The 19,937-nt window shown below is 50.9% G+C and carries 15 protein-coding genes and 3 pseudogenes; 11 read left to right on the forward strand and 7 right to left on the reverse strand.

All coding sequences use genetic code 11. The annotated features are described in order from the left end of the window. Nucleotides 1-75: 75 nt before the first annotated feature. Nucleotides 76-900: pseudogene (locus tag ACLJRU_RS16765) on the reverse strand (Rpn family recombination-promoting nuclease/putative transposase); the annotation flags it as partial. A 478-nt stretch (nucleotides 901-1,378) separates the two neighbouring features. On the opposite strand from ACLJRU_RS16765, the gene mdtM reads away from it, so the two are divergent. The 7 genes from mdtM to hypT all read left to right on the forward strand — a co-directional run bounded on the left by mdtM (nucleotide 1,379) and on the right by hypT (nucleotide 9,595). Further along, a complete protein-coding gene (mdtM, locus tag ACLJRU_RS16770; RefSeq protein WP_023235506.1) occupies nucleotides 1,379-2,620 on the forward strand; it encodes a multidrug efflux MFS transporter MdtM in 1,242 nt (413 codons plus the stop codon). An 86-nt stretch (nucleotides 2,621-2,706) separates the two neighbouring features. Then, nucleotides 2,707-3,978, forward strand: a complete 1,272-nt coding sequence (locus ACLJRU_RS16775) for a DUF445 domain-containing protein (protein ID WP_187790633.1) — start codon at nucleotides 2,707-2,709, stop codon at nucleotides 3,976-3,978. A gap of 219 nt (nucleotides 3,979-4,197) precedes the next feature. Then, complete coding sequence (locus ACLJRU_RS16780; RefSeq protein WP_000233266.1) at nucleotides 4,198-5,382, forward strand: MFS transporter; 1,185 nt, start codon at nucleotides 4,198-4,200, stop codon at nucleotides 5,380-5,382. A gap of 871 nt (nucleotides 5,383-6,253) precedes the next feature. Continuing rightward, on the forward strand, nucleotides 6,254-6,925 hold the full coding sequence (locus ACLJRU_RS16785) for a nucleoside recognition domain-containing protein (protein ID WP_187790632.1): 672 nt from the start codon (nucleotides 6,254-6,256) through the stop codon (nucleotides 6,923-6,925). Further along, the gene (locus tag ACLJRU_RS16790; protein WP_000211979.1) at nucleotides 6,922-7,383 is read left to right on the forward strand and encodes a YjiG family protein; all 462 of its coding nucleotides are present in this window, start codon (nucleotides 6,922-6,924) and stop codon (nucleotides 7,381-7,383) included. The genes ACLJRU_RS16785 and ACLJRU_RS16790 overlap by 4 nt, the downstream gene beginning before the upstream one ends. A 12-nt stretch (nucleotides 7,384-7,395) precedes the next feature. Beyond that, the gene (gene iadA / locus ACLJRU_RS16795) at nucleotides 7,396-8,568 is read left to right on the forward strand and encodes a beta-aspartyl-peptidase (RefSeq protein ID WP_001541456.1); all 1,173 of its coding nucleotides are present in this window, start codon (nucleotides 7,396-7,398) and stop codon (nucleotides 8,566-8,568) included. A gap of 118 nt (nucleotides 8,569-8,686) precedes the next feature. Then, nucleotides 8,687-9,595, forward strand: a complete 909-nt coding sequence (gene hypT, locus ACLJRU_RS16800; RefSeq protein ID WP_023235503.1) for a hypochlorite stress DNA-binding transcriptional regulator HypT — start codon at nucleotides 8,687-8,689, stop codon at nucleotides 9,593-9,595. A 5-nt stretch (nucleotides 9,596-9,600) separates the two neighbouring features. On the opposite strand, the gene ACLJRU_RS16805 is transcribed toward hypT, so the two are convergent. Together ACLJRU_RS16805 and ACLJRU_RS16810 are read right to left on the reverse strand one after the other, a co-directional pair. Next, a complete protein-coding gene (locus ACLJRU_RS16805; RefSeq protein ID WP_023235502.1) occupies nucleotides 9,601-10,323 on the reverse strand; it encodes an aspartate/glutamate racemase family protein in 723 nt (240 codons plus the stop codon). Nucleotides 10,324-10,561: 238 nt separating this feature from the next. Further along, nucleotides 10,562-11,093: pseudogene (locus tag ACLJRU_RS16810) on the reverse strand (Hcp family type VI secretion system effector). 717 nt (nucleotides 11,094-11,810) lie between these two features. On the opposite strand from ACLJRU_RS16810, the gene trpS reads away from it, so the two are divergent. Further along, on the forward strand, nucleotides 11,811-12,824 hold the full coding sequence (gene trpS, locus ACLJRU_RS16815) for a tryptophan--tRNA ligase (RefSeq protein WP_001094615.1): 1,014 nt from the start codon (nucleotides 11,811-11,813) through the stop codon (nucleotides 12,822-12,824). Here the strand turns inward: trpS and uxuR are convergent, their stop codons facing one another. Continuing rightward, nucleotides 12,825-13,598, reverse strand: a complete 774-nt coding sequence (uxuR, locus tag ACLJRU_RS16820) for a Uxu operon transcriptional regulator (protein ID WP_000841654.1) — start codon at nucleotides 13,596-13,598, stop codon at nucleotides 12,825-12,827. A 349-nt stretch (nucleotides 13,599-13,947) separates the two neighbouring features. Between uxuR and ACLJRU_RS16825 the strand changes: the two genes are divergently transcribed. Further along, complete coding sequence (locus tag ACLJRU_RS16825; RefSeq protein WP_000588687.1) at nucleotides 13,948-14,622, forward strand: dienelactone hydrolase family protein; 675 nt, start codon at nucleotides 13,948-13,950, stop codon at nucleotides 14,620-14,622. Here the strand turns inward: ACLJRU_RS16825 and ACLJRU_RS16830 are convergent. From ACLJRU_RS16830 to ACLJRU_RS16840, 3 genes are all read right to left on the reverse strand, one after another. Continuing rightward, a complete protein-coding gene (locus tag ACLJRU_RS16830; protein ID WP_038394080.1) occupies nucleotides 14,619-15,080 on the reverse strand; it encodes a DUF302 domain-containing protein in 462 nt (153 codons plus the stop codon). The genes ACLJRU_RS16825 and ACLJRU_RS16830 overlap by 4 nt on opposite strands. Before the next feature lie 204 nt (nucleotides 15,081-15,284). Then, on the reverse strand, nucleotides 15,285-16,196 hold the full coding sequence (locus ACLJRU_RS16835) for an STM4504/CBY_0614 family protein (protein WP_001541447.1): 912 nt from the start codon (nucleotides 16,194-16,196) through the stop codon (nucleotides 15,285-15,287). A gap of 353 nt (nucleotides 16,197-16,549) precedes the next feature. Continuing rightward, entirely contained in the window at nucleotides 16,550-17,158 is a 609-nt protein-coding gene (locus ACLJRU_RS16840; RefSeq protein WP_001541446.1) for a DUF1062 domain-containing protein, read from the reverse strand. Nucleotides 17,159-17,645: 487 nt separating this feature from the next. On the opposite strand from ACLJRU_RS16840, the gene ACLJRU_RS16845 reads away from it, so the two are divergent. Next, nucleotides 17,646-17,903, forward strand: a complete 258-nt coding sequence (locus ACLJRU_RS16845; RefSeq protein WP_001054381.1) for a YjhX family toxin — start codon at nucleotides 17,646-17,648, stop codon at nucleotides 17,901-17,903. Nucleotides 17,904-17,907: 4 nt separating this feature from the next. Then, nucleotides 17,908-19,526, forward strand: a pseudogene (locus ACLJRU_RS16850) (methyltransferase domain-containing protein). The last annotated feature ends 411 nt before the right edge of the window (nucleotides 19,527-19,937 follow it).

Raw genomic sequence — 19,937 nt, forward strand, 5'->3', positions numbered from 1 at the left:
GAAATACAAAACGCCCGATGATGTTCATCAGGCGTTTTACAGACAAAAAACTGTCAACCTATATCAGGACTAGTCACCTTCTGCTAATCCTTCCTCCAGACCGAGCTGTCTTCCTTGCCGTTCCCCTTTTCTGCGATCCGCTGCGCGGATCCTCTCTATCAGCGTCATCAGTCTCTCCTTAGTGTGCGGGACATGCCCTACCACATCACGAATAAACGTGGTGAAACGAGGCGTATGTCCGTGCTGAATCATAAGATAATTAAACAGCGCTTTAAGCTGCCTGTCATTAGCGCAACCAGTAACTAACAGCGAAGCAATTCGTTCAACCAGTCCCAGCAGGTCCCGCTGGCGGATATGTTTTTGGATGAGCTCCAGCAGCGCAATGCGGCGGTGCTGCATAATGTCATCATCCGATACCACCGTAATGTCGACCAGCGGAAAGGCAGCGGCATAGAGTCTTCTTGCCACTTCCGGGTTCGCAAACTCATCCAGCCAGCACAGCGAAAAAGGATACGGGCTATCAACACCGTGATAAAACAGCATCGGCACCACCAGCGGAAGATGCTTATGCCCCGCATCCAGATGCTGTTGCATTGCCGCCATCGCATACCGCATCAGCCGAAACGCCATATGCGCATCCGGCGTGCTCTGATGTTCAATCACGACATAAATATAGCCGTCGCCCTCGCGCGTTTTCAGCGACCAAAGCACATCGGAATAATAGGCTCGCAGATTTTTTTCAATAAAACTGCCGGGCTCCAGCTTTAGCGTCCGCAGGTCGCAAAGCTGGCGTAACGACACCGGCAGATGAATCTCCATAAAATCGCGGGCGGTTTCCGGGTGGCGCAAAAAGGTTTTAAACACCGCATCATGCGGTGTTGAGGTCGTCGATTTTTTCATGGCGCTCCGTCATCCCAAACCAGGATGCTGCGACTCTACCTCCTGAAAATTCCTTTCTCATCCGTACCTTTTCAGCATTGCGAGGCGCGACGGAAGATAAATCCTGTTATCTGTAATGCACATGCATTTTCGGAACTGAACACGCAAAATACCAGCCTGCGCGCCCTGCCTTTATCTTTATTAACCAGACAAACTCTTTTGATTAACATCAAAATTTAATTACACTTAATGTGTATATTTTCCGTGCAACGTAAATTTCCCGAGGTGTGATGTGCTGATTGTTATCTGTAATCGCCACACGTTCTGACGAGATTCAGAACGCGTCTCTTCCTGTCTGTGTTTTCACCGGCAGCGTTTTTGATTACATGAAATTCAGTACATCCGCAGCCGCTGTTTCCATCGCCTGCCTGACGTCACGATGACGGTATTGAGTTTCGCTATCCCATCATGGGGTTCTCCGACATGGAGCGCATTTTTTATGCAACGGATTATTCAGTTTTTCTCCCAACGCGCCACAACGTTATTTTTCCCGATGGCGCTGATTTTGTACGATTTTGCCGCCTATCTGACGACGGATCTGATTCAGCCTGGCATCATTAACGTCGTGCGCGATTTTAATGCTAACGTCAGTCTTGCGCCGGCCTCGGTCAGTCTCTATCTGGCGGGCGGAATGGCGTTGCAATGGCTTCTGGGGCCGCTATCCGACAGGATTGGCCGCCGGCCAGTGCTGATTGCAGGGGCATTAATTTTTACTCTCGCCTGCGCGGCAACGCTGTTGACGACCTCAATGACGCAGTTTCTGGTTGCCCGTTTTGTGCAGGGCACCAGCATTTGCTTTATCGCAACGGTCGGCTACGTCACGGTACAGGAGGCCTTCGGTCAAACCAAAGCCATTAAGCTGATGGCGATTATTACCTCCATTGTGCTGGTCGCTCCGGTTATCGGCCCGCTCTCCGGCGCCGCGCTGATGCACTTCGTTCACTGGAAGGTGCTGTTCGGTATTATTGCGGTGATGGGACTGTTGGCGTTGTGCGGCCTGCTGCTGGCGATGCCGGAAACGGTGCAACGCGGCGCGGTGCCGTTCAGCGCGGTGAGCGTACTGCGCGATTTTCGTAATGTGTTTCGCAACCCGATTTTTCTCACCGGGGCGGCGACGCTGTCGTTGAGCTACATCCCGATGATGAGCTGGGTGGCGGTGTCGCCGGTGATCCTGATCGATGCCGGCGGGATGAGTACTTCGCAATTCGCCTGGGCGCAGGTGCCCGTATTCGGCGCGGTGATCGTGGCCAATATGATCGTTGTGCGCCTGGTGAAAGATCCGACCCGACCGCGTTTTATCTGGCGCGCCGTACCAATTCAGTTAAGCGGGCTGGCGACATTGCTCCTCGGTAATCTTCTTCTGCCGCACGTCTGGCTTTGGTCTGTGCTGGGCACCAGCCTGTACGCGTTCGGCATTGGCATGATTTTCCCGACGCTGTTTCGCTTCACGCTTTTCTCCAACAACTTGCCAAAAGGGACGGTTTCGGCCTCGCTGAACATGGTGATTCTGACGGTGATGGCGGTGTCGGTCGAAGTTGGCCGCTGGCTGTGGTTTCACGGCGGGAGACTGCCGTTTCACCTGCTGGCAGCGGTGGCCGGGGTGATTGTGGTCTTCACCCTGGCGACATTATTACAGCGCGTGCGCCAGCATGAGGCGGCAGAACTGGCCGCTGAGAAGTAAACACTCTGCCGGATAGAGGCTTATCCGGCACAGGATAATCTGATGTTTTTTGCACGTTCCTGCCGTCTGGCTCTATCCTTAACCCTATGAATAAAATCGCCGAACTCAAACGCGCCAAACGCCTGGCGCTCTCACTGTTGCTGATAGCCGCCGTGACGTTTGTGACCACGCTTTTCCTGCCGCCCACTTTTTGGGTGCTGGGCGTAAAAGCTATTGCCGAAGCGGCGATGGTTGGCGCGCTGGAGGACTGGTTTGCCGTGGTGGCGCTGTTTCGCCGCATTCCCATTCCGTTTATTTCACGACATACGGCGATTATTCCCCGTAACAAAGACCGAATCGGCGAAAATCTTGGGCAATTTGTGCAGGAGAAGTTCCTTGATACACAGTCGCTGATCGCACTCATCCGCCGCCATGAACCCGCGCTGCTTATCGGAAACTGGTTCAGCCAGCCGGACAACGCCAGCCGGGTCGGGCAGCATCTGCTGCAAATTATGAGCGGCTTTCTGGAACTAACCGATGACGCCCGTATTCAGCGGCTGCTCAAGCGAGCGGTACATAAGGCGATTGATAAAGTGGATCTTTCCGGCACCAGCGCCCTGATGCTGGAAAGCATGACCAAAAACGATCGTCACCAGGTGTTACTCGATACGCTGATCGCCCAGCTTATCGCCCTGTTACAGCGTGACAGCTCCCGAACATTTATCGCCAGACAGATCATACGCTGGCTGGAGACCGAACATCCGTTAAAAGCGAAGATTCTGCCGACCGAATGGCTGGGAGAACACAGCGCTGAACTGGTCTCCGACGCGGTAAATTCTCTGCTGGATGATATCAGTCACGACCGCGCGCATCAGATTCGTCATGCCTTCTATCGCGCGACGTATAAGCTGATCGATAAACTTAAACATGATCCGGAAATGGCTGCCCGGGCAGAAAACATTAAAAGTTACCTGAAGGAAGATGAGGCGTTTAACCGTTATCTCGGCGAGATCTGGGCGGATCTACGCCAGTGGTTAAAAACAGATATCAACGCCGAAGACTCGAAGGTGAAGCAGCGCATCGCTCATGCCGGACAATGGTTTGGCGAGACGCTGATCGCCGACGACGCATTACGCGCCTCGCTTAACGGTCATCTGGAACAGGCCGCGCACCGCGTCGCGCCGGAATTCGCCGCCTTCCTGACGCGCCACATCAGCGATACCGTAAAAGGCTGGGATGCGCGCGATATGTCGCAGCAGATTGAGCTTAATATCGGTAAAGATTTGCAGTTTATCCGCGTGAACGGCACGCTGGTCGGCGGCGCTATTGGTCTGGTGTTATATTTGCTGTCGCAAATACCGGCACTGCTCAGTATCTAAGAAGGGGAAGGCGCAATTCTCGTTCAGATTAACTGCCAAACCCCGCACGCGGGAGGCATTAATTTAATGCCATTTCCCACCGATGCCCCTCTTCTCAATCCGTTATTCGCCTGCGCTTCACTTTCTTTTCTTGCAAATTTGAAACATTAATTTTACTTTTTATTATCATTTACAACAACAATCCGGCATTCCTGCCTTACTTTAGCAAAGAGAAAAACCATGGTTCATGCTCAGAGCGCTTCACCTCGCCATCCCATTTTTACGGCGCTTTTCGGTATGATGGTATTGACGCTGGGGATGGGAGTTGGCCGCTTTCTGTATACGCCCATGCTGCCGGTAATGCTGGCGGAAAAGCAGCTAACGTTTAACCAACTCTCCTGGATTGCCAGCGCCAATTATGCAGGGTACCTAGCGGGAAGCTTACTGTTTTCCTTTGGCCTTTTTCATCTCCCCTCTCGTCTACGCCCCATGCTGCTGGCTTCGGCGGTCGCCACCGGTATTCTTATTCTGTCTATGGCGATATTTACTCAGCCCGCGGTCGTCATGTTGGTGCGCTTCCTGGCAGGCGTCGCGAGTGCGGGAATGATGATTTTTGGATCAATGATTGTGTTGCATCATACCCGCCATCCGTTTGTGATCGCCGCGCTCTTTTCCGGCGTCGGGGCCGGGATTGCACTGGGCAACGAATATGTCATTGGCGGTTTACATTATGCGCTTTCGGCCCATTCGCTATGGCTGGGGGCCGGAGCGCTCGCCGGTATATTACTATTAATCGTGGCAATGTTGATTCCCCCCCGCGCTCATGCGCTGCCGCCTGCGCCCTTAGCAAGAATCGAAAATCAGCCTATGCCCTGGTGGCAACTGGCGCTGTTGTACGGTTTCGCCGGATTCGGCTACATCATTGTCGCTACCTATTTGCCGCTGATGGCGAAAAGCGCGGGCTCTCCGCTACTCACGGCGCACCTTTGGTCGTTGGTCGGCCTGGCGATCATTCCCGGCTGCTTCGGCTGGCTGTGGGCGGCAAAACATTGGGGCGTCCTGCCATGTCTGACCGCGAACCTGTTGATCCAGAGCGCCTGCGTGCTGCTGTCTCTCGCCAGCGACTCGTTGTTGCTGTTAATACTGAGCAGTATTGGTTTTGGCGCCACGTTTATGGGCACAACCTCGCTGGTGATGCCGCTTGCCCGACAGCTCAGCGCGCCGGGCAATATTAATTTATTAGGCCTGGTGACGCTAACGTATGGTATTGGGCAAATTCTCGGTCCGCTCGCCGCCAGTCTGTCAGGCAATGGCGCGTCGGCAATTATCAACGCCACGCTTTGCGGCGCCGCGGCGCTCTTTTTTGCCGCGCTGATCAGCGCCGCGCAGCAGATAAAACAAAAACGGTTTGTGATACGTGAATAAGCGGTAGAGTAAACCCGCGCTATCTGCACCGGGTTGTATCTTTAACGCTATTCGCGGCGCAATGCGGATCTGTTTTTAATAGCACATCCTCAACACGTTATTTCACGGTAAAGATGCCACTAAAAACCATACTTATTCTATGGTTTTTAGTGTTATCAATCTGCCTATTATTTTATATACCCTTCCTACTTCAAGTGGCTTATGTGTTGGCTACGGGATTACTCGGCCCATCCATGGGCCTCGCCCTGACGGGCCGTTGCTCACCCGAGTCACATCGTTATCTATGCTCCTGGGGACTCACTCCCTTGCCGCCTTTAAGCAACTCGAATTATTTTGGCTATATATTCCATTATGATGATTATCGCTTCCTCTCAAATCATCACAATTATAAATAAATCACATCAAGAAATTAATTCGATTATTCGTTTTTTATTACCTGCCCGTAGGATTCTTAGGGCGCAAGCTGACCCATCAGCGGCCACTGACCTGACCGTGACAATTCCTCTTAAGGCGTGAAAAATTACAGTAAAAAGTAAAATTTAGGTTAAAAAATTCTATTTTTTAACAACGATAATTAAGTGGCGTGAAATTGACTAACGTCAAATTTATTTCCCCTTTTTCCTGCTCCCGACTCCGGCCTGCGCCAACACCTGTTTCTTTGCTTTTTTACCTCGCGTTATACCGTCCACGGTTCCCCGCGCCTCCGGCAGTAGCGAAGATGGTGATTTTTCGCGCTGCTATGCAAGAAACGCATAGCACGATACATACTTGCATTTTGCCCTTACCCTCATGACTGATAAGGTCTTTCTGTTTCGGGCTTTTTGGCCTGTGGCTACAACCAACACATCATCAAAAAAATTCGGGGATCGCTATGGCGCAACAAGTGGACGGGGCGGCCATGCCGCTTGATACAGAAAAGGTCGGGATAAAGGGATACCTGGCGTTTTTTCTCACCATTATTTTCTTTTCCGGCGTATTTTCCGGAAGCGAAGGCTGGTGGCGCGTTTTTGATTTTACCGTACTCAACGGGTCATTCGGTCATGTGACCGGTACGCAGACCTTTCGCAGCGCGGGCGGAACGGGCGCGAAAGATGGCTTCCTTTTTGCGCTGGAGCTGGCACCGTCGGTTATCCTTTCTCTGGGTATCATCGCGATTACGGATGGACTGGGCGGTCTGCGGGCGGCGCAGCAATTGATGACGCCTATCCTGAAACCATTGCTTGGCATTCCCGGCATTTGCTCACTGGCGCTGATCGCCAACCTGCAAAATACCGACGCCGCGGCGGGTATGACTAAAGAGCTGGCGCAGGAAGGCGAAATCACCGAACGCGATAAAGTGATTTTTGCCGCCTGGCAGACCAGCGGCAGCGCTATTATCACCAACTATTTCTCCTCCGGCGTTGCGGTATTCGCCTTTCTGGGAACGTCAGTCATTATCCCGCTGGTGGTCATTCTGCTATTCAAATTTATCGGCGCAAACCTTTTGCGCATCTGGATTAACATCGAAGAACGCCGTCACCCTGCGCAAGGAGCCCAATCATGACGACTCAGGTACGTAAGAATGTCATGGATATGTTTATCGATGGCGCACGCCGCGGTTTTACCATCGCCACGACCAACCTGTTACCCAATGTGGTCATGGCATTTGTCATTATTCAGGCGCTGAAAATTACCGGTCTGCTCGACTGGGTAGGCCATATCTGCCAGCCCGTGATGGCGTTGTGGGGGCTTCCCGGCGAAGCGGCTACGGTGCTTCTGGCTTCGCTGATGAGTATGGGCGGCGCCGTTGGCGTGGCGGCCAGTCTGGCTACCGCCGGCGCGCTAAGCGGCCACGATGTTACCGTACTACTGCCAGCCATTTACCTGATGGGAAACCCGGTACAGAATGTCGGCCGCTGTCTCGGTACTGCCGAAGTCAACGCCAAATATTACCCGCATATTATCGCAGTCTGCGCCATCAATGCGCTGCTGTCGATCTGGGTCATGCAGCTTATTGTTTAATAAGGAGTTATCATGCCTGATTTATCCGCCGCGGAGTTTACCTTATTACAGGGTGCGCACCTGTTTGCGCCAGAAGACCGGGGCATCTGCGATGTTCTGCTCGCGAATGGCAAAATTATTGCCGTCGGCGCTGACATCCCCAGCGATATCGTACCGGACTGTACGGTGATTAATCTTAGCGGCCGTATGCTGTGCCCGGGCTTTATCGACCAACACGTTCATCTGATCGGCGGCGGCGGCGAAGCGGGGCCGACGACGCGGACGCCGGAAGTCTCCCTGAGCCGCCTGACGGAAGCCGGGATAACAACGGTCGTCGGCCTGCTTGGCACCGACTCCGTCAGCCGTCATCCCGCGTCGCTGTTAGCCAAAACGCGAGCGCTAAATGAGGAGGGGATCACCGCCTGGATGCTCACGGGCGCTTATCACGTTCCGTCGCCGACCATTACTGGCTCGGTAGAAAAAGACGTCGCGCTGATCGACCGCGTCATTGGCGTGAAATGCGCAGTCTCCGACCACCGTTCCGCCGCGCCCGGCGGGAATCAACTCGCCAGCATGGCCGCCGAATCACGCGTTGGCGGCCTGCTGGGCGGCAAACCCGGTGTCAGCGTTTTTCATATGGGCAGCAGCAAAAAAGGGTTACAGCCGCTGTATGACATCCTGGAAAACAGCGACGTGCCGATCGGTAAACTGCTGCCTACCCACGTCAACCGTAGCGAATCTCTTTTCGAGCAGGCGCTGGCGTTTGCGCTTAAAGGCGGCGTGATCGACATTACCACCAGTATCCCGGATCCCGTCGCGCCGGCGGAGGGCATTGCCAGAGCGGTAAAAGCCGGCGTCCCGCTTTCCCGGGTGACGCTCAGTTCAGACGGCAACGGCAGCCAGCCGCTATTTGACGCTGCCGGAAATCTGACGGGTATCGGCGTCGCGGGCTTCGAAAGTTTGCTGGAGACGTTGCAGACGCTGGTTAACCACTACGGATTCAGCCTGACCGATGCTCTGCGTCCGCTGACAACCAGCGTAGCCGCCTTCCTCAGTCTGGACGGCAAAGGCGAGATTCGTCCCGGTAACGATGCGGATCTGCTCGTCTTTAGCGCAGATTTACGCATTGAGCAGGTGTATGCGCGCGGCAAACGCATGGTCAATGAGGGGAAAGCCTGCGTAAAAGGTACCTTTGAACCGGCGTAATTCCCACTAGTTTCAGGCTGCCCCACCACGGCATTCTGAAAGAGGACGGGATAAGCGGTTGTCAGCCGCCCGAATGGACGTAGAATGCCCCTTCGGGCGGCTGACAGGATAACGGTAAATGGATGTAACTGGAGCAGGTTTGCACAATATTGAGACAAAATGGCTATATGATTTTCTGACACTGGAAAAGTGCCGCAATTTCTCTCAGGCCGCCATTATCCGCAACGTATCGCAACCCGCTTTTATCCGGCGGATTCGCGCCCTGGAACATGCCGTGGGCGTTGAACTGTTTAACCGCCAGGTCTCGCCGCTACAGCTTTCCGAACAGGGTAAAATCTTTCACTCCCAGGTTCGCCACCTGTTACAGCAGCTGGAAAGCAATCTGACCGAACTGCGCGGCGGCAGCGATTATACGCTGCGTAAAATCAAGATTGCCGCCGCCCACTCGCTCTCCCTCGGCCTGTTGCCGACCATCGTTAAGCAGATGCCGACGCAGTTTACCTACGCCGTTGAGGCGATAGATGTCGACCAGGCGGTGGATATGTTACGTGAGGGGCAAAGCGATTTTATCTTTTCTTATCACGATGAAAATCTGCAACAAGCGCCGTTTGATAATATCCGCCTGTTTGAGTCGAGACTGTTTCCGGTTTGCGCCAACAATGGCCGGGGCGAGCCGCGCTATACGCTTGAGCAGCCGCACTTTCCCCTGCTTAATTACAGTCAAAACTCCTATATGGGTCGGCTGATAAATCGTACCCTGACTCGCCATGCTGAACTGAGTTTCAGTACATCTTTCGTCTCTTCGATGAGTGAATTGTTAAAACAGGTTGCGATGGACGGCTGCGGAATCGCCTGGTTGCCCGAGTATGCTGTCCGTCAGGAGATTACCGACGGACGCCTGATAGTGCTTGATGCCGACGAACTGGTTATTCCGATCCAGGCTTATGCTTATCGCATGAATACCCGCATGAGTCAGGTAGCCGAAACATTTTGGCGCGACCTGCGTGGGCTTCAGGCCGCGCTGTAAACACCTCAGGCGGTAAGGCGTTGTTCCCCGGTCAAAGAGGCGCGGGTGTCCGGCCAGGACTCATACCAACGAATCGCCGCGCGCACCAGCGACGCGGTGGAATCAATCATCGGGCACGCTATCGCGCGTTCATGTCCGGCCACAATAAGCGGAATTTCGGTACACCCCATAATAATTGCCTGAGCGCCACGGGCAATAAGGCTATCGATTTGCGGCAGCAGCAGCGCTTGCGCCGCAGTTTTATCGCCACGTTTAAGCGTATAAATAGCCTGCATTACCAACGCCTGTCCCGCTTCTTCTGGCTGAATTAACGTCAGCCCCCGCGCCAGCGCTTTCTTTTGATATAACCCGGTCGCCAGCGTCGCATTGGTCGCCAGCAGACCAACGTGCCGCGCCGATGGCGGAATATCCCCCAGGGTGGCGTCCAGGATGCTGATCATTCGCGCTTTCGCGACGTTCTGTAAATCATCAAACCAATAATGCGCAGTGTTGCATGGGATAACGATACACTCCGCCCCGGCGTCTTCCAGCATATGCAGATAACGGTATGGCGAAGGCCCGCCGGATAACAGACATGCTGTACGATCGGGAATATCAGGGATAGAGCTGACAATGAGCGGGATGTGTTGTTGATCACAACTGGCATGTCGCAATTCAACAAATTTTTCCAACATATCCTCCGTTGCCGCAGGTCCCATCCCCCCCAGTATCCCAATGGTGTGTTTCATCGCTTTTCCCGCTTATTTACGTCAAGGTCAGAAACACACTATCAACTTGATGTGTATATAAAAAATGCCGTTTTATTAGCGGCTATGCGTAAAAATCATAACGGGTGTAAGGGCCACGCGTTATCGCCTTTTCAGGCAATCGATTGGTTACATGAGCGCTCATCGACCTTCGCAAGCCGCTAAATGCCATTTCGCTATACAGCATCGCCCACTGCGAGTCCGCAAGCTTGTTTTATCCTCATCGCCACAGCGCCTGTCGGTGAAGGGGCCGCCGTGTTTTGCTTTTCGACGCTAATGCGGGAATATCCCAGCGAATATGGCTATAAACCAAATCCACAGTCTCCGTGGCGCTGCCTTCGGCGTCGCCATGATTGCTCATGCGTGAAATTTGCACATTAGTGAGCGTATAAATAATAAATGGCAGCATTGCGCCCTTATCACGACGGCATAATGTCAGCACGCCTTCTTTCACCGTTTTCCCGTTACAATAGTGCTCATAGAGGCCAGGCGTAGCAAGATCGACAGGCTTTGTCAGCGTCAACCCTCCAATATATGTCCCTCTCGCTTCGCCGGACTCCCGTTTCGTTGGGTTGTGGTTGTAAGCAATAAGTTTTATTTGGTTTTCAAAACCTTTGATCTGGCTTTCGCCTTCAATACCGTCCAGTTTTAAATAGATGGCGTCCATCCCCCCCTCCGTGATTATCATGCGGCAAAGCAGGCTGACAAGGACGGAACGCCAACAATGAAAGAACGTTCCATTTTCCAGCCATTTCGTTGGTGTCTCTGTATACCAGATTAAATACCGACAATCTGCTATAACTGGATTCTTGCTAAATGCCTTCTGCCATCAACAATCCATTTTACAATAGCGCTACTGACCTGAAATCTATTACGCCTAGCATTCAAGCATCGTTTCCTGAATAACCATAGCCGCTATAAGAACCATATCAAAAAAGAAATATCAATATCATTTCTTATTTTTATCCGAGAAATTACTTAATTTCACAGAATCGGAATATAGACAATTCTTATTCCTTTTCACATCAATGGGTTTTTTAGACTTTTGTCATATCGAAAACAACCATTCCAATAGAACATATTTACTATGTGAATATATTTAATGTTTTTATCGCGCGCAGTGTTATCACAGTAATAAATGATTTGCATCAAAAATGTGCCTTTCAGCGCCACGTATTTTTGAGCAGCAAATTATAAAATCGCGTTTCAAAGTCAGTAACATGTTCTCTGTTCAGGCGATATGACTTTATGCCCGGGCGACACGCCAGCCGCTTTACCCTTACGTTTAGTCGTGATACGTTAGATCACATGAACACGAAACGATCCAACGCTACGCAACGTCATCTCCGCTGGTGGCTGCCTTCCTGAAGGCGGCACGGATCACTATCCCTCTTTAAGTAGCCGCCGAAAGGCGGCTACTGTGTTTCGGGACGTCTTTCGGCTTTACAGTAAGCATAAAGGAGTCCTTAATGAACACCCTTCCTATCATTCTGACTGGCGATCGCCCCACCGGCTCGCTGCACCTCGGCCATTATGTCGGTTCACTGCGCCAGCGCGTCGCGCTACAGCAGGATCACCAACAGTATGTCCTGATTGCCGACCTGCAGGGACTCACCGATAACGGCAGTAATCCGCAAAAAATCCGCGATAATATTCCGCAAGTGTTAGCTGACTATCTGGCCGTCGGCATCGATCCCGCGCTAACGACGATCTGCCTGCAATCCGCGTTACCCGCCCTCGCCGAATTAACGGTGCTGTATATGAATATTGTTACCGTCGCCCGAGTGGAGCGTAATCCTACGGTAAAAAATGAGATTGCCCAAAAAGGCTTTACCCGTTCCCTGCCGGTCGGGTTCATGGCGTATCCCATTAGCCAGGCGGCAGATATCACCGCCTTTAAGGCCGAAATGGTACCGGTTGGCGACGACCAATTGCCCATGATTGAGCAAACGAATGAGATCGTTCATAAGATGAATAGTCTTTTCTCCTCGCCGGTATTGCGACCCTGTCAGGCGCTCCTGAGCGATACGGGCCGTCTGCCAGGCATTGACGGCAGCGCCAAGATGTCGAAATCGCTCGGCAATACCCTGCTTCTTTCCGCCAGCGAAGAGACCATCCACCGTGCGGTCAGCGCGATGTACACCGATCCCAATCATTTAAAAATTAGCGATCCGGGAAAAATAGAAGGTAACGTCGTCTTTACGTGGCTGGATGCGTTCCATCCGGATAAAACCAAAGTCGCGGCGATGAAAGCACATTATCAACAAGGCGGATTAGGCGACCGTGTCTGTAAAAATGAGCTGGAGACCTGCCTGCAAGAACTGATCGCGCCCATACGCGAACGACGGGCAACCTTTATTGCAGATAAGGGAATGCTAATGGAATTGCTGAAAAAAGGTAGCGAGCGGGCGCATGAGGTCACTCAAAAGACGCTACAGGAAGTAAAACGTGGACTGGGCCTGCCCACGCTATTCCAGGTATAATCAGGCATCAACGTTGTCCAGCGGCCATGACTCAAACAGATAGCCATCAAAGTAGATGTCATCAACATTGGAAAACTCCAGCAGACGCTGCTTCACGTTTTCCAGGTGCTGCCACATCGCCAGCTTCGCTGCGCGGGCGTCTTTCTTAATTAACGCCGCGAGGATCTGCTTATGATCGACCAGCCACTCCTTACGGTAAAGCGTATCGCCCAGATGGCTATGAAGCTGGAGCCACATCGGATTATTTTCACGCCATTGCCAAGACTGACGGAAGAGCTCTACCAACATACTGTTATGGGTCGCTTCGGCAATGGCCAGATGAAACTGCATATCGCCGCTTTCTGAGCCGCCCGGCGCGCTGGAGGCGAGCTCTCGCTCTTCCAGTTGTAACGCCTGGCGCATTTTAATGATGTCTTCGCGGGTGGCCTGCAGAGCGGCAAATTCAGCGATATTGCTTTCCAGCAACTGACGCGCCTGTAACAGTTCAAACGGCCCGGCGTCATTACAGTGATTGACGTCAGCGCCTTCCATCTCGTTATTATCCGCGCTGTCGAGCACGTAGATCCCGGCGCCGCGGCGGACTTCAACCAGACCTTTAATTTCCAGCATGATCAGCGCTTCACGCACGACGGTACGCGTCACATTGAGCCTCTCAGCGATCTCTCTTTCCGGCGGCAAGCGCTCCCCGGGGCGGTACGGCGTCTGAACAATCAGATCCCGTATCATTGCGCCCACTTCCTGGTAAGGTCTTTGCTGAGAAGTGTTTGATTTCATATTGGTCGTGCCCGTCCGATGCGATTTCCCGGTATCAGACTATAGCATTTGTAAAGAGGGATAGCACGCGTAGCACACCAAAAACGCGAAACTGGTCAACCAACAAAATAATAATGCGCCCCGTTTCGCTAATGAGGCCAGATGAAAGGAAAGGCAATAGACAATACACGACTGATGTTCCACCTTTAGCCCTGATGCCTGAATATGAACAGCATATTGGTTTACCAATATAAAATTTATCAACCAAAAATCAGGCCATAAAATGTGTCTGTACATTGACAGGAATAATGCCTCTGACATAGCGTGATCGGCGAAAATCCAGCCGCTCTCTTTGTATCAAGAACGCGTTATGATAAAAGACACCGTGTTTTTCGCCCCAGGCGTATCCGGGGGAAGCAACGCCTCCAGTTTGTCGAGCCGCCATCGCCGGGCAGCGATTATTCTGCATGAAATTTATGGTATTAACGCTCATATCCAACGCGCAGGCCATGAATGGATGACGCGCGGATTCGATATTTATATTCCCGCGCTGTTTCCTCACCATACCCCCTTTCGCTATGAACAGCAGGAGGAGGCTTACCGTCACTTTTCAGCAAATGTCGGCTTTGATCCCGCCGTCGTTACCACATTACTCCACGATCTCAGAACGCAGTACGAGACGCTAATCGTCGTAGGATATAGCGTCGGCGCAACGCTCGCATGGCTAAGTGCAGCCAGTGGGTTATGCGATGGCGTCATTTGCTATTACGGTTCCCGTATACGCCAGTACCTTCATCTTGCGCCTCTCTGTCCGGCACTGGTTATTATCGCGCGCTATGAGCCGGCGTTTGATCCCCTCGCCATGCGACAGACGCTGGAAAAGCGCCCCCGGGTGCAGTGTAAAATGTACGATGCGCGGCACGGGTTCTGTGATGCTGATTGCGCCACCTTCGATGCCGCCTTATCGCATCAGGTAATGGACGATGTGAGCGCATTTATTCGCGACATCACCTGTGCAAACACATCGCCCGATTTTCAGCTTTAGTGGAGACTTTTTTCAACGAGCTGTTCCAGTTTTTTCAAAGTCTGTATGGCTGCGGCATCAAGACCATAACGTTGCAGCGCTTCAGCGGGATGATAACTGACCAACGTTCGCCCATCGGCTTGCTGGCTAATGAGCACCCGAAACGGTAAATCCAGTGCCAGTTCGGGATGCGCCAGCATGAGAGGCGTTCCGCCTTTAGGATTGCCAAAGACCAGAACCGTTGTCGGCGGCATTTTCAGGTTAACATTCTGTGCCGCTCTGGCATGATCAAATTCCCCAAATAACACCAGACCGTGATCGGCGACAGCGTGCATCAACCGCGCTCGGGTCTGCAAATAGTCATAAGAGCTGTAGGTTTTAACCATGGTTATCGCTCCATCCTCCGTTGCAAAGCCAGGCCTTATTAAGATTAACATCAGGGTTACCGCCAATAAAAAAGGCTTTAAAATAGTGCTCATTCTTCTCTCTCCCTGACCCAATACCCATGAGTAAATGCGACACAGATGATATGCAGTTTAAAAATCAGTCATCGTACTGTACCCCTTATTATTGCACTGAACAGCTCATCACTAAAAAAACAGACGGCAGAACAAAAAATTCCGACGTCTGAACAAATTTAAATAACGATGATCCAGTCTGACTGAGCGACAGCGCGATCATTATTATGGCGAGACACTATCTTCTTCAGCCCGCTGGGTAAGAAAAAATATACTCCGCTCAGTAAGATAATAAATACTACAGGCCAACTCTTCAGAGATACGGAGCATCATTGCGTAGTGATGATGCGATTTTTCTGGCGCCATCGGCAGAAATATTTCTGACTCCAGCACGTTACTTAAAAAATGAAATTTATGTGCATATTCAGCAGATATAACGCCTCTCGCCATCAGATTAGTCATTAAGGTATTTAAACTATCTTGTTCATGATATACGATACCTTTTCTCTCATGAATTCTGAGAAGAACGCTTCTGAAGACTGCATGACATTCCTTTACGACACAGGCAAAATCATTAAGCATCAGGCGATTATACGCTTCCATAAGATCATATTCGACAAAGCCATACTCTCCAGGAGAGTACAAATAATAACATATGTTTTTAAGCCGTTTTATTCTGCGCAACCTTACAATCCTACCATTTTCATATCGATATTTTAAACCATGCTCATGAAATATATTATTTAATTCACTAATCGCCTTATCCGGTTCTAACCCAAGCGTAACTTCATAGGTCCGAAGGTAGGTATCTATATAGTTAAAAGCAAGCTCAATGGTATCAATATGCTTTCTTTTATCATCTGTTTTTAATAACAGATTACTCATTTCATCCAGATATGACGTTGAATGCGCATATAAGGTGAATAAGCCATACTCTTTGCGCAACGTTTTACATATTCTTCGATAAACTTCGTCAGAATGACTATTATGATAGCAGTATAATGTCATATCATAAAAAGAGGAGCAATTCCCTAACGTATTAATAATCAATAAGATTATTTGCTCGCGTATTTCTAACGGAATATCTTCATATAACAGATCGCTATGCCTTAGTGAGTATGGTCTAAAGGTGTACATTCCTCCCCCTGTAACCGCAACAGAAAAAATTACGCTATGAATAGCGCCACATTACTCTAATTCAGTGGTTCAGGTATTAATATCAGCTCAACAGTGAGCCATTTTTTCTTATTTTTTAATGGTGTTGCGTAAATATTTATTTACTCTACAGATAATTGTAACCCATCGCCCTTTGTCATTCTGCTGATCATCACTGGTGCGAAAACGTCTGGATTATCCATGGCATTCAGCCTTCACTGAATGCCACAGACAAGGGTTATTCAACTAAAGCTCACCTGTCCCTTAGTCCTTCTTTCATTCCGTTACGTCGTTGCCATACCAGCACACTTAAACGAAAGGTGAGCTTATTATTTTTATCGACGGGTCAGAACAATCCTTCGCCGGTCATACAGTGTTTCAACTGAGAGCTGCAAATCATATTTCGCATTCTTCAGTTTTCGCGATTTAAGCATTTTCATCGTGACGTCACTTATTTGCCCTGTTTCAATCCGTCTCTTGATTTCGGCTGCGCTTAGCAGGAGTTGCTTCTTCAAAATCGACAGCAGGCTGACCTGAAAAGAACGGGAAATCCTGACGCTAACACTGACCTGCTTGTGGGAGGCGATACTGACCAGCCACCGTTCCTGAATGTGAAAATCAGGCTGCCCCGATAATTCAGCATTGTTTCGCTTCAGGATCGCGTTGTCATAAGCAAAATATTGCACCGTGGCAGCATCATTCGCCATCAGCCGGCAATAAAGATCGCGGTTAATTTTGCTGACTGGTAGGCGTGAGAACAAGGAGATATTCCAGGTGTAATCGCAGTGTGTGCATTTATAGATACTCCAGACATCGAGTACCTTCTTTTGCGAATTAACCCGAAATGCCCCAGAAGGCGTGAAGTCCCGTTTTACGCTGCATGAAGGGCAACGTTTCGCTATGCGCTGATACCCCACAGGAGTGACAGTCCATATGACTTTCATAACGTACCTTTTTTAACCCATACAAAACCGGATCCGAACTCAGCGGACCATAAATGTTTGTGTATGAAAAATATTTAAGTGATATTTTTCAGCGGGTTAAAAAAAGATTTCCAACGCTACAACCCTGTCAACGGCCAAAAGATACGTCGAGACTATCAAAGCGGTCATTATCGGGTATATGAGTTTAATCAATATTCATTATGGTAATTGCGGGAGCTATTCATCTGATACGCTAAACGTCATGAGCCTCCCTTTGAGATCACACTTTTCACTCCCGGTTATTCACTTACAGAAATCAGGTGTTATAATTCACGACGTAAATACCTTTCAACTCAACCCGAGGCTTTGATGCTGGAGAATGTCATCATCTGATAATCAGTTACCCGACCTTTTCAGGCCGGACTGATTATCAATGCGCCGAAATCGAATGCGGACACTGCAGTGTGTTTGCACGTTTAGCCTATGATGATTAAACAGGTTCTTCAGTATGAATTTATCCCGTCAGGAACAACGTACCTTACACGTTCTCGCCAAAGGCGGACGCATTACGCACATCCGCGATGCGTCAGGCCGCGTCACCGCCGTTGAGTGCTATAGCCGCGAAGGGTTGTTGCTCGCCGATTGCACGCTCGCTGTATTCAAAAAACTCAAAACCAAAAAGCTGATCAAATCCGTTAACGGTCAGCCCTACCGCATTAATACAACCGGGCTGAACAGCGTTCGCGCCCAGCCTGATAATCGCTAAGGAGATGATGATGGATATCAGCGCCGTTATTTTTGCAACGCATCACATTCGGCTATTACCCGATGAAGGCAAAATCCCCTGGGACGAGCCAGCCTTCAGCCAACGCATGCTGGAAAATCATCTGTCGCAGGACCACGACTGGGCCAGCCGCCGGCTAACCGTGATTGAGCAACAGGTAACATGGATTACCCGTCAGTTACCCGCTGGCGCCCGCATTCTGGATCTCGGCTGTGGCCCCGGTTTTTATACCCGCCTGTTAGCGGAGCGTGGGTTTCACTGCACAGGCGTAGATTTCTCTCCGGCATCCATCACATGGGCTCGCCAGCAGGCGCAAGCCGCAAACCTGAATATTGACTACATTCAGCAGGATATTCGTACATACCACCCCACGGAACCTTTTGATTTCATTATGATGACGTTTGGGGAACTGAATGTCTTTAGCGCTGCTGATGCGCAAAGCCTCATCAGTCATTGCGCTCAGTGGTTGAAACCGGATGGCAAACTGCTTGTTGAAGTGCATACCTTCGATGAAGTTAAACGCCAGGGCATGGCGCAGCCAGGCTGGCAGCGTTGTCCGCACGGCCTGTTTCTTGCCGAGCCTCATCTGCTGTTAACGGAAAATGCCTGGGATGAAGAGGCCCAAACCAGCTCAACGCAGTTCTGGGCGATAGCGGAAAACGGCTGTACCACCCGTTTCGGCAGTCAAATGAAGGCCTGGCGCGATGATGAATATATCAGCCTGCTTGGTGATGCTGGCTTCACTGTGTTGCAGCGCCCGGACAGTCACACCTGGCCGGTCGGCGAGACTTTTGCAGGCAAGCTGTTTGCGCTGCTGGCTGAAAAAGCATCCACTTCTGAGGGTATTGCCCTCAGTAAAAGGAATAACCCAATGGATATCCCACGTATTTTTACCATTAGCGAAAGCGAACACCGTATCCATAATCCGTTTACAGCGGAAAAGTACGCCACGCTGGGCCATGCGTTACGCATGAAACCAGGCATGCGGATTCTCGATCTCGGTAGCGGTTCGGGTGAGATGCTCTGCACCTGGGCTCGCGATTACGGTGTTACAGGTACTGGCATTGACATAAGCCCGCTCTAAAACAACGTGCAGAAGAGCTCGGCGTCAGTGAATACGTACATTTTATTCATAACGACGCGGCCGGTTATATCGACGAGGAAAAATATGACGTGGCGGCCTGCGTAGGCGCGACCTGGATTGCGGGCGGTGTCGCGGGGACAATAGATCTGCTGGCCAAAAGCCTCAAACCTGGCGGGATCATTCTCATCGGTGAACCGTACTGGCGTCAGATCCCCGCAACGGAAGAGATCGCCCACGCCTGTGGCGTCTCATCCGTCGCCGATTTTCGCCCCTTGCCCGAGCTGGTCGCCTTTTTCGACCAACTCGGCTATGACGTAGTGGAAATGGTGCTGGCGGACCCGCAAGGCTGGGACAGATATGAAGCCGCGAAGTGGATGACCATGCGTCGCTGGCTGGAGGAAAACCCTGACGATGAGTTTGCGCAAGAGGTTCGAACAGAACTGACGGTAGCCCCCAAACGTCACGTCACCTGGACGCGAGAATACTTTGGCTGGGGCGTATTTGCGTTAATCGCGCGATAACGTAAAGCAGGAGGTATACCCTACAAGAGGTATACCTCCATTTAAAAGTATGCAACAAATTAACGCGGCTCAAGGCGGGAATATATCGTCTTAGAGACTATCCCAGTAGGCGTTATTGGCGCAGCCAGTTTGGACACGGACAGCGCGCAAAAACCGGAACGTACACGTAGTACGTGAGGATTTTGAGCACTGCCCAGGTCCAAAATGGCAAGTAAAATAGCCCTAATGGGATAGGCTCTTAATTTCGCCATTAAGTTTCTGCCACAATATGTCGCAAGACGTGCAAGCGTTCCACCTCACCTGCTGAGCGAAACCACCCTCAATAAGACGTTATTGCTGCAATTCAATTATTAAGAATAAAAAAGAACCAGAAGAAAATCAGAAAAGGACTTATCCACCATATTAGCTATT

Source organism: Salmonella sp. SAL00653, assembly GCF_046552515.1.
Taxonomy (GTDB): Bacteria; Pseudomonadota; Gammaproteobacteria; order Enterobacterales; family Enterobacteriaceae; genus Salmonella; species Salmonella enterica.

What these genes read in the sequence shown, in the direction of transcription:
- mdtM (WP_023235506.1), top strand. Translation starts at nt 1,379, where the DNA reads ATGCAACGGATTATTCAGTTTTTCTCCCAACGCGCCACAACGTTATTT.
- hypT (WP_023235503.1), top strand. Translation starts at nt 8,687, where the DNA reads ATGGATGTAACTGGAGCAGGTTTGCACAATATTGAGACAAAATGGCTA.
- ACLJRU_RS16805 (WP_023235502.1), bottom strand. Translation starts at nt 10,323, where the DNA reads ATGAAACACACCATTGGGATACTGGGGGGGATGGGACCTGCGGCAACG.
- ACLJRU_RS16780 (WP_000233266.1), top strand. Translation starts at nt 4,198, where the DNA reads ATGGTTCATGCTCAGAGCGCTTCACCTCGCCATCCCATTTTTACGGCG.
- ACLJRU_RS16835 (WP_001541447.1), bottom strand. Translation starts at nt 16,196, where the DNA reads ATGTACACCTTTAGACCATACTCACTAAGGCATAGCGATCTGTTATAT.
- ACLJRU_RS16830 (WP_038394080.1), bottom strand. Translation starts at nt 15,080, where the DNA reads ATGAGCACTATTTTAAAGCCTTTTTTATTGGCGGTAACCCTGATGTTA.
- iadA (WP_001541456.1), top strand. Translation starts at nt 7,396, where the DNA reads ATGCCTGATTTATCCGCCGCGGAGTTTACCTTATTACAGGGTGCGCAC.
- ACLJRU_RS16785 (WP_187790632.1), top strand. Translation starts at nt 6,254, where the DNA reads ATGGCGCAACAAGTGGACGGGGCGGCCATGCCGCTTGATACAGAAAAG.
- ACLJRU_RS16825 (WP_000588687.1), top strand. Translation starts at nt 13,948, where the DNA reads ATGATAAAAGACACCGTGTTTTTCGCCCCAGGCGTATCCGGGGGAAGC.
- ACLJRU_RS16840 (WP_001541446.1), bottom strand. Translation starts at nt 17,158, where the DNA reads ATGAAAGTCATATGGACTGTCACTCCTGTGGGGTATCAGCGCATAGCG.
- ACLJRU_RS16845 (WP_001054381.1), top strand. Translation starts at nt 17,646, where the DNA reads ATGAATTTATCCCGTCAGGAACAACGTACCTTACACGTTCTCGCCAAA.
- trpS (WP_001094615.1), top strand. Translation starts at nt 11,811, where the DNA reads ATGAACACCCTTCCTATCATTCTGACTGGCGATCGCCCCACCGGCTCG.
- uxuR (WP_000841654.1), bottom strand. Translation starts at nt 13,598, where the DNA reads ATGAAATCAAACACTTCTCAGCAAAGACCTTACCAGGAAGTGGGCGCA.
- ACLJRU_RS16775 (WP_187790633.1), top strand. Translation starts at nt 2,707, where the DNA reads ATGAATAAAATCGCCGAACTCAAACGCGCCAAACGCCTGGCGCTCTCA.
- ACLJRU_RS16790 (WP_000211979.1), top strand. Translation starts at nt 6,922, where the DNA reads ATGACGACTCAGGTACGTAAGAATGTCATGGATATGTTTATCGATGGC.